The sequence below is a fragment of the Streptomyces sp. NPDC006458 genome (assembly GCF_040612135.1).
Classification (GTDB): Bacteria; Actinomycetota; Actinomycetes; order Streptomycetales; family Streptomycetaceae; genus Streptomyces.
The window spans coordinates 1-7522 of the sequence record NZ_JBEXPR010000071.1; the positions used below are offsets into that span (position 1 = coordinate 1).

The window sequence follows — 7522 nt, forward strand, 5'->3', positions numbered from 1 at the left end:
GGACACCGCAGCTTCTGGAACTCCAGCTTCAAAAATCTTCAGATCAACGGCCCCTGGGACGGATCGCATTCGGGCTGGGCCATCAACATGGGCTCGCCGTTCCGGTCGGTGTTCGAGAACATCGAGATCTCCGGAGTCGGCAACGGGGTCCGCTTCTACAGCGAGCACGCCGACTTCAACCCCGGCGACTGCACGGTGGAGCGGGTGTTCGTCGAGTCGGTCGGCAACAACATGACCGCGTACAAGGTCGAGTCGACCACCGCCGACGGCGTGATGAACCAGATCGAGTTCGAGATGTGCGAGGCCATCGCCGACGGCACCGGCTGCACCGGCATCCACATCACCGGCGTCGGCGGCTGGAGCACCGCCCACACCCACTGGCGCGGCATCAACCTGGAGCAGTTCGACAAGCTGGTGTGGGTCGAGCGCGGCAGCAGGAACACGTTCCGCCTGAACCACGTCAACCTGCGCGGCGGCGCGAGCGGGCTGACCGCCGTCACCTTCGGCGCGAACAGCTTCGGCAACACCGTCCGCTCCAGCGGCCTCATCTACGCCACGGACAACTGCAAGCTGTTCTCCGACGCCAACACCCTGGAGCCGTCGACACCGAACCAGGTCCTCGACAGCCGTGTCTACGGGGACGCGGGCGTCACGGTCACCGGCAGCCTCAACCCGGCCGGTACGACCGTCCGGAAGGGGCTCGTTGGCAACACCTACGCCCAGTCGCCGCAGGAGCCGCACGTCTACGTCCCGCCCGGCTGGGGGCGGCGCTGGTTCGCCGCGCGGGACGCTGCGGGCAGCGGCCTCGCCCGGATCGTCACCGTCGGCGGCAGCGCGACGGCCGGCTTCTACGCCTCCAACCCGCGCACGAAGTCTTGGCCCGGCGTGATCGCCTCCACCCTGCAGGGGATGTACGGCGACGGGGGCAGTGGCTTCCAGTCCTCGGCGCTGTCCCCGGCCATCCTGTCGGGCAGCGACCCGACCGCCCTCGCCGCCTGGCAGGCCCTCAACGCCGTGGTGGCGCAGACCGGCACCTGGACCCAGGGCGGATCCTTCCACGGGCCCGGCGGCCACTACCTGTACTCCGATGTCACCGGCAACACGCTCACGTTCCGGGCGCGCGGCACGACCGTCCGGATCTACACCGTGGTCGGGTCGGGCACCCGCCCCGCGATGCTCTACAGCATCGACGGTGCAGCGGACGTGTCCGTTGCGCAGCCGTCCGGCACCGCAGCCATCCAGGTCACCACGGTCACCGGACTGTCGAACACCGAGCACACCGTCCAGGTCAAGGTCGGCACCACATCGGCAACGCAGTACCTCAGCGTCTGCGGGGTCAGCGGCGAGAAGGCGTCCGGCGTCCTCGTGCACAACCTGGCCGTGGCCGGGTCGACATCGGCGCGGTACGGCACAAGCCACCTGTCCAGCGCCCTGAACGCCACCTGGAACGGGGGCGTGGATTTCCCCGCGGACCTGTGCATCTGGTCCACAGCGCCCAATGACGCGAGCGCCAACAATACGGCCGACGTGTGGTCGGCGAACGTCTCCCGCTGGATCCGGGCGATCCGCGACAACAGCCCCGCCACCGGGGACGTCGACATCCTGTTCGCCCTGCCGCACTTCGGCAGGCACGAGGCCACGAACTTCAAGTACCAGGACTACGTCCGTGCCGCGCGCGGCCTGTGCGACGTGTACGGCGCGGCCTTCGTCAACTGGTGGGGCCTCGGCCGCAACAGCTGGGAGTACTGGAACGGCCTGAGCTACTGGGGCACCAGCGCGGGGACCGGCGCAGCCGGCACCGACACCGTCCACCTCAGCGACGTCGGGTTCCAATACATGGCGGACACGGTCCTGCCGCTCCTGCTCACCTGACCGACCCGCAAACTCGCCTGCCCCGCGCCGACCGGCCGGGGCTTTCTCTACGCCCTGGAGGGCTCACGCATGGCCACACCGCTCACCGCCGCCACGTTCCTCGACGCCCTGCGCGACGAGGGCCTGGCCGTCGTCGAGGTCGGCGACTGGCGCACCCACAACCGCAACCACAAGGGCCCCTGGGGGCCCGTGCACGGCGTGATGATCCACCACACCGCGACCAAGGGCAGCGCCACCACGGTGAACATCTGCCGCGACGGCTACGAGGGACTGCCCGGCCCGCTGTGCCACGGCGTCATCACCAAGGACGGCCGCGTGCACCTTGTCGGCTACGGCCGGACCAACCACGCCGGTGCCGGGGACGACGACGTACTGCGCGCCGTCATCGCCGAGGTCAAGCCGCCCGCCGACGACGAGACCACCACGGACGGCAACCGGCACTTCTACGGCTTCGAGTGCGAGAACCTCGGCGACGGCCAAGACCCCTGGCCCGCCGTCCAGATCGAGGCGATCGTCCGCGCGGGCGCCGCGCTCTGCCGACGGCACGGCTGGACCGAGCGCTCCCTGATCCGGCACCTGGACTGGCAGCCCGGCAAGGTCGACCCCCGCGGCATCGACTGGGCCGACGTCCTCGCCCGCGTCGCCGAGCGCCTCAAGCACCCCGCCAGCTGGTCGCCGAGCGCCCCGAAGCCGCCCGCGCCCAAGCCACCCGCCCAGAAGCCCACCGACGAGCAGCGGCTCACCGCCCTGGAGAAGACCGTTACCGAGCAGGGCAAGCGGATCGCTGCCCTCGAAGCGAAGTGAGGATCACCATGAGAATCGCCAGCATCGCCAAGTCCGTGATCGCGGGGGCCGCTGCGGGGGCCGCTGCGGCGGCGACGGCCGCGCAGGACAGCGTGCTCACCACCGGGGAGGGCGTCACGATCGCGCTCGCCGTGCTCGGCGCGTGGGGCATCACCTACGCCGTGCCCAACAAGCCCAAGACCACCGTCTGATGCGGGGCGTGGCGGCGCGGCGCCGGTTCTCCCACCGCCGCGCTTTCCTCATCACCGTCGGCCTCGGCTGGGCCGGATACGGCGGCCTCGGCATCGTCGGCCAGCCCCGCTACGGCACCGCCCGCGGCCTGGCGGACCTCACCAAGCTGGTGCCTGGCGGCCTCAACTCCCTCGGCTGGATGTGGGTGGGCTGCGGCGTGCTGGCCGCGCTGGCCGGCCTGCTCATCAACTGCCCCCGCGTCCAGGCTCTCGGCTACGTCTCGCTCGCCGTCCCAGCCGGACTGTGGGCAGGCGTCTTCTCGGCGGCGGCGGCCAGCAGCTACCCGCCGGCCGTCGGGTCGGCGTGCGGATGGGGGGCATTCACGATCGGTGTGGTGCTGGTGTCCGGGATGGACGACCCGCCCCCGCCGCACCTGCGAAAGAGAGCACGCTGATGGATGTAGGGGCACTGGTCGGCGGCGCCGTCGCCCTGGTCGTGGGCCTGCTGTCGTGGGGGCAGTCCCGGGCGACGAACAGGCGCGAGGGATTCCGCGCGATCACGGACCGGCTGGACAAGGAGCTGGCCGAGGAACGCAGGCAGCGACGGCTGCTGACGCGCGCCTACCTGGACATGCTCCAGTGGGCCCGCCGGGTCGGCCCGAAAACCCCGGCAGGGCCCGCGCCTGAACCGCCGGCCGAACTCGACCTCACCCCCTGGCACCTGTGACCGCGGCCCCGCTCTCCTCAACGGGAGGGCGGGGCCGCTTTCGTGCGTCCGGGGTCAGGTGCGCGGAGGCTGTCCGTACACCGACACCCACCGGTCACCGCGCATGACAATGTCCGCGGTCTCGACTGGGCGGCCGGTGGCCTGGTCGTAGTAGGTCCGCGCGATCGCCAGCACGGGCCCGGTCGGCGTCATGCCGAGGGCCTGCGCCTCGGCTCGGGTGGCCATGCGGGAATGCACCCGCTCCACGGGGTCGCCGACCTCGATGGAGATGACCCGCATCCGCGCGGCCACGCCGACGCCCGCGTAGGGGCCGACCTCAGGGAGGGCGATCAGGCTGGACCCGGTGAGCTCCAGCGGCTCCCAGGATTCCGCGAGCTGGACCGGTGCTTCGTCAGCGAGGTACGTGTACGAGGTGTGCATGACGGCTGCGCCCTGCTCGATGCCGAGGCGTGAGGCGACAGCGGTGCTGGCCTGCTCGGTGGTCGACTCGTGCCGCCACGTGCCCACGGCACCCTGCTCGGCGGCGCCCTGCGCGAACGGACTGTCCTCGCTGCGGCGTCGGTGGCGGCGCACCAGCAGCTCAGGCGTCTCGGTGCCGCGGACGTAGTGGCCGGCGCCGTGCCGGGACACGACCAGGCCCTCGTCGACAAGGAGCTTGTAGGCCCGGCTGGCCACGGAGTTGCTGCCGCCGTACTGCTGGATGAGTTCGGCGACGGATGGGAGGCGGGCCCCGGGTTGCATCTCCCCGGACTCGATGCGGGCGCGCAGCTCGTCGGCGACGCGCAGGTACAGGGGCGTCTCTGTGGTCACTCAACGCCTCCCTTCGGTGCGACTTGCGTGACAGAGTAGTGCGGTCAGGTCTACTCTCGTGCGAGAGTCAGCCTCTCGCACGAGAGTGGGGTTCCGGCATGTCCATGAGCTCGCGAGCAGCAGTGTTACGCACTGCCCTGGAGACAGCGCTAGGTGAGCCCGTGGCTATGCAGTCCACCACGACCGGCGTGCGCCTGTCTGCGCCCGCGCCCGACCCCACCGATCCGGCATGGGCTTGCGTTATCGACGTGCTCGCCCGCGCCGACGTATGGGGCAGCTCCGACGGGGCTGACGCGCCGGAGATCTGGGCCCAACTGGTGGAGCGGTGACCTCCCGGCCGGTGCCGTCCGCGACGAGCCTGACCGGCCGCCAGTACGCGGGCTGGCCCTGCATCTGGTGCAACGCGTCCCACGCCATCACCGGCGGCATCAGCGTCGGAATCGCGCGTGGCCGCATCGGCACCCACGTGCTCGACGTCGAGGTCTACGCCTGCACGCCGCAGTGCCCCTCAGCGGCCCCGCCGCAAGTCCCGCCCGGTGCAGTCCCGTTCACAAGGGAGTGACATGACTGCTTCACTCGTTTCACCGAACACAGTGCTCGCCAACGCCCTCAGCGCCGCCGAGGACGTCCTCACACCCCGCATTCGCACCGCGCCGCCCCAGCGCATCGTGTTCGTCGTGGGCACTCAGATCAACGGAGTACCTCACCTGGGCACCTCGCTCGTGCAGTCGCTCACGTTTGCCGCGGCGGCCCGTGCGCGGCAGCGCTTCGGCATCCCCGTCGAGGTCGCGTTCGGCGCGCTCGACAACGCCCCCCATGAAGTCGTCGTGGACCCGGTATCCGGACACCGGTACCAGCGCGCGTACGCCCAGGCGCTCGGCGAGGACGCCCTCGCCGGCCAGGTCGACACTCTGTACCGACCGCTATTCGAGGCACTCTCGCAGCGGCTGTCGATCCCCTACGTCATCGAGATGTACTCGCGGCAGCAGGCGGACGAGCACTTCCGTCGCACCTGGTTACGGGCGCACCGCCGGATCGACGCCGCCCACTGGTGGCTCGACCCGGCCCACGGCACTCCGCACGTCCGCGTGCCCTGCCCGGCCGCCGGCTGCGGCTGGGCCGAGAAGTACGCGGAACGGACCCGCATCATGCTCGGCGACGACCACGCGGTCGTGCATGCCGCGTGCCTCCACCACGGCCCTTACGACGTCGTCGTCTCCCCGGACGGCGGCGGGTACCTCGACCTCGCGACGCTGTACCGGAACCTCGTCAAGGAACTCGCCGCCAGCACGGACCGCGACCGGCTGTCCGTCATGGTCAAGGGCGGCGACTGGGTGTTCGGCTCGACGCTCGTCGACAACGCCCTGACGGCCATCGGCCTGTGCGGCGCGCAGCTCCCGACGCGGCTGTTCTGCCCGCAGGTCGTGACGGACACGGGTGCGAAGCTGTCGAAGTCGTTGATCCGTGACGGCAAGGCGTCGTTGCCCGACGGGTCAGCGCCATGGATGCTCGACACCAGGATGTGGCCGGGCTCGTTGTCCGAGTACGCCGACCGGCTGCTCGGCATGGCCGACGTACTGCTCTCCGACCCGAGGCACTTCTTCCGTTCGTACTCAGCCGGAGAACTGGGCCGGCTGATGTCCCAACCGACAAGGAGCGTCACCGCCCCGTGACAGACACCACCACCGCCCGCAGGCACGAGCTCAACCTGTACCGCAGGTACTTCGACCTCGTCGCTGCCGGCCGCAAGACGATCGAGGTCCGGGTGCGGTACCCGCATCTCGCCGACATGGCCGCGGGCGACACGATCCGGTTCCGGATCAAGGGCACCGACGAGACGTGCGACGTCCTCGTGAAGCGGGTCACCGCCTACCATGACTTCGAGGCGCTGCTCGATGGCGAGGGGCCGGAGAACGTGAACCCGACCAGCAGCCGTGAGCAGCAGCTCGCGAACATCCGCGAGATCTACCCGCCGGAGAAGGAGGCGCTCGGCGCGCTCGCGATCGAGATCGAACTCGTCGGCGCGTAACACTGCTGCGGCCACGTCGGAGGAGATCCTCAGCGGAGGAGTGGCGGCGGCCAACACCCGGTCGAGAGGCCAACAACTGTGACCTGGGAGACGGCGGAGGAGTACCTGTCGCCCGAGTGCACCCTGGCCCAGCAGGACGGGTACGGGGACCTGCACGACCGGTGCCGCCGGGCCGAGGACCTGCCGCTGCCCGGCGCCAAGGGCGTGCTGCTGGTCCGCCGCTGCCCGTGCCGCTGCCACGGCCCTGACGGGCCCGCCTGACCCCGTCCGGCCCCGTGACCACCCGGTGTAACACTGTCCCCAACGGCTCTTGAGCCGGTCCCCGCGCGAGCGGGGGTGTACCCGTGAGGATTCGCGTTGGGGATTGCTGACGCGGTCTCAGTCCCTGCGTAGGCGGGGGTATCTCGACAAGCAAGGGCCCCTTCGCCTCCGGGCGGAGGGGGCCCCTTCTGCATGCCCAGGTAGGGTCGACGGCATGATTCGCGCTGTGATCTTCGACGTCGGCGAGTGCCTCGTAGACGAGACGACTGAGTACGGCACGTGGGCCGACTGGCTGGGCGTGCCTCGCCACACCTTCCACTCGATGTTCGGCGCGGTCATCGCGCAGGGCCGCGATTACCGCGAGACTTTCCAGGAGTTCAAGCCCGGCTTCGACCTTTACGCCGAGCGGGAGCGCCGAGCCGAGGCAGGCAAGCCTGAGAACTTTGGCGAGCAGGACCTGTACCCGGACGTCCGCGACGCGCTCGCCTCGCTGCGCGCGGACGGGCTGTGGCTCGGCATCGCCGGGAACCAGACCACCCGCGCCGGGACGATCCTCCGCGAGCTGTTCAGCGGCGACGTCGACCTAATCGGCACATCCGACGACTGGGGTGCCAGCAAGCCGGACAGGGCCTTCTTCGACCGCGTCGCCGAAGTCGTCCCCGCCGAGCTCGGCGAGATGCTGTACGTCGGAGACCGCGTCGACAACGACGTCGCGCCCGCCCGGGTGGCCGGCATGCACACAGCCCTGGTCCACCGCGGGCCCTGGGCGACAATCCAGTGGCGCAGCGAGCAGGCGCAGAAGCTGCCGACGTTCCGTGTCGAGACACTGCTGGACCTGTCGCCGCAGAT

The 7522-nt window shown here is 70.4% G+C and carries 11 protein-coding genes and 1 pseudogene; 11 read left to right on the forward strand and 1 reads right to left on the reverse strand.

Annotated elements, in window-relative coordinates; genetic code table 11:
- From ABZZ79_RS39310 to ABZZ79_RS39330, 5 genes and pseudogenes are all read left to right on the forward strand, one after another.
- Positions 1–1872, forward strand: a 1872-nt coding sequence (locus tag ABZZ79_RS39310) for an SGNH/GDSL hydrolase family protein (RefSeq protein ID WP_356697430.1), incomplete at its 5' end; no start/stop codon positions are given.
- Positions 1873–1941: 69 nt separating this feature from the next.
- Positions 1942–2526: pseudogene (locus tag ABZZ79_RS39315) on the forward strand (N-acetylmuramoyl-L-alanine amidase); the annotation flags it as partial.
- A 158-nt stretch (positions 2527–2684) separates the two neighbouring features.
- Entirely contained in the window at positions 2685–2867 is a 183-nt protein-coding gene (locus ABZZ79_RS39320) for a hypothetical protein (RefSeq protein ID WP_356697432.1), read from the forward strand.
- Positions 2868–2875: 8 nt separating this feature from the next.
- Positions 2876–3301, forward strand: coding sequence for a hypothetical protein (locus tag ABZZ79_RS39325; protein WP_356697434.1), 426 nt, complete (start codon positions 2876–2878; stop codon positions 3299–3301).
- A complete protein-coding gene (locus ABZZ79_RS39330) occupies positions 3301–3573 on the forward strand; it encodes a hypothetical protein (RefSeq protein WP_356697436.1) in 273 nt (90 codons plus the stop codon). Before ABZZ79_RS39325 ends, ABZZ79_RS39330 begins: the two co-directional genes overlap by 1 nt.
- A 54-nt stretch (positions 3574–3627) precedes the next feature.
- Here the strand turns inward: ABZZ79_RS39330 and ABZZ79_RS39335 are convergent, their stop codons facing one another.
- Positions 3628–4383 (reverse strand): GntR family transcriptional regulator, encoded by a 756-nt coding sequence (locus ABZZ79_RS39335; protein ID WP_356697438.1) that lies wholly within the window; start codon positions 4381–4383, stop codon positions 3628–3630.
- Positions 4384–4544: 161 nt separating this feature from the next.
- Between ABZZ79_RS39335 and ABZZ79_RS39340 the strand changes: the two genes are divergently transcribed.
- From ABZZ79_RS39340 to ABZZ79_RS39365, 6 genes are all read left to right on the forward strand, one after another.
- Positions 4545–4712 (forward strand): hypothetical protein, encoded by a 168-nt coding sequence (locus ABZZ79_RS39340; RefSeq protein ID WP_356697440.1) that lies wholly within the window; start codon positions 4545–4547, stop codon positions 4710–4712.
- A complete protein-coding gene (locus tag ABZZ79_RS39345; protein ID WP_356697442.1) occupies positions 4709–4945 on the forward strand; it encodes a hypothetical protein in 237 nt (78 codons plus the stop codon). Before ABZZ79_RS39340 ends, ABZZ79_RS39345 begins: the two co-directional genes overlap by 4 nt.
- A 1-nt stretch (position 4946) precedes the next feature.
- Positions 4947–6056: a hypothetical protein gene (locus tag ABZZ79_RS39350; protein ID WP_356697444.1), complete on the forward strand. Its 1110-nt coding sequence runs from the start codon at positions 4947–4949 to the stop codon at positions 6054–6056.
- Positions 6053–6412: an ASCH domain-containing protein gene (locus tag ABZZ79_RS39355; RefSeq protein ID WP_356697446.1), complete on the forward strand. Its 360-nt coding sequence runs from the start codon at positions 6053–6055 to the stop codon at positions 6410–6412. The genes ABZZ79_RS39350 and ABZZ79_RS39355 overlap by 4 nt, the downstream gene beginning before the upstream one ends.
- Before the next feature lie 78 nt (positions 6413–6490).
- Positions 6491–6673: a hypothetical protein gene (locus ABZZ79_RS39360; protein ID WP_356697448.1), complete on the forward strand. Its 183-nt coding sequence runs from the start codon at positions 6491–6493 to the stop codon at positions 6671–6673.
- A gap of 214 nt (positions 6674–6887) precedes the next feature.
- The coding region (locus tag ABZZ79_RS39365; RefSeq protein WP_356697450.1) for an HAD family hydrolase at positions 6888–7522 on the forward strand (635 nt) is incomplete at its 3' end.

What these genes read in the sequence shown, in the direction of transcription:
- ABZZ79_RS39320 (WP_356697432.1), top strand. Translation starts at nt 2,685, where the DNA reads ATGAGAATCGCCAGCATCGCCAAGTCCGTGATCGCGGGGGCCGCTGCG.
- ABZZ79_RS39330 (WP_356697436.1), top strand. Translation starts at nt 3,301, where the DNA reads ATGGATGTAGGGGCACTGGTCGGCGGCGCCGTCGCCCTGGTCGTGGGC.
- ABZZ79_RS39350 (WP_356697444.1), top strand. Translation starts at nt 4,947, where the DNA reads ATGACTGCTTCACTCGTTTCACCGAACACAGTGCTCGCCAACGCCCTC.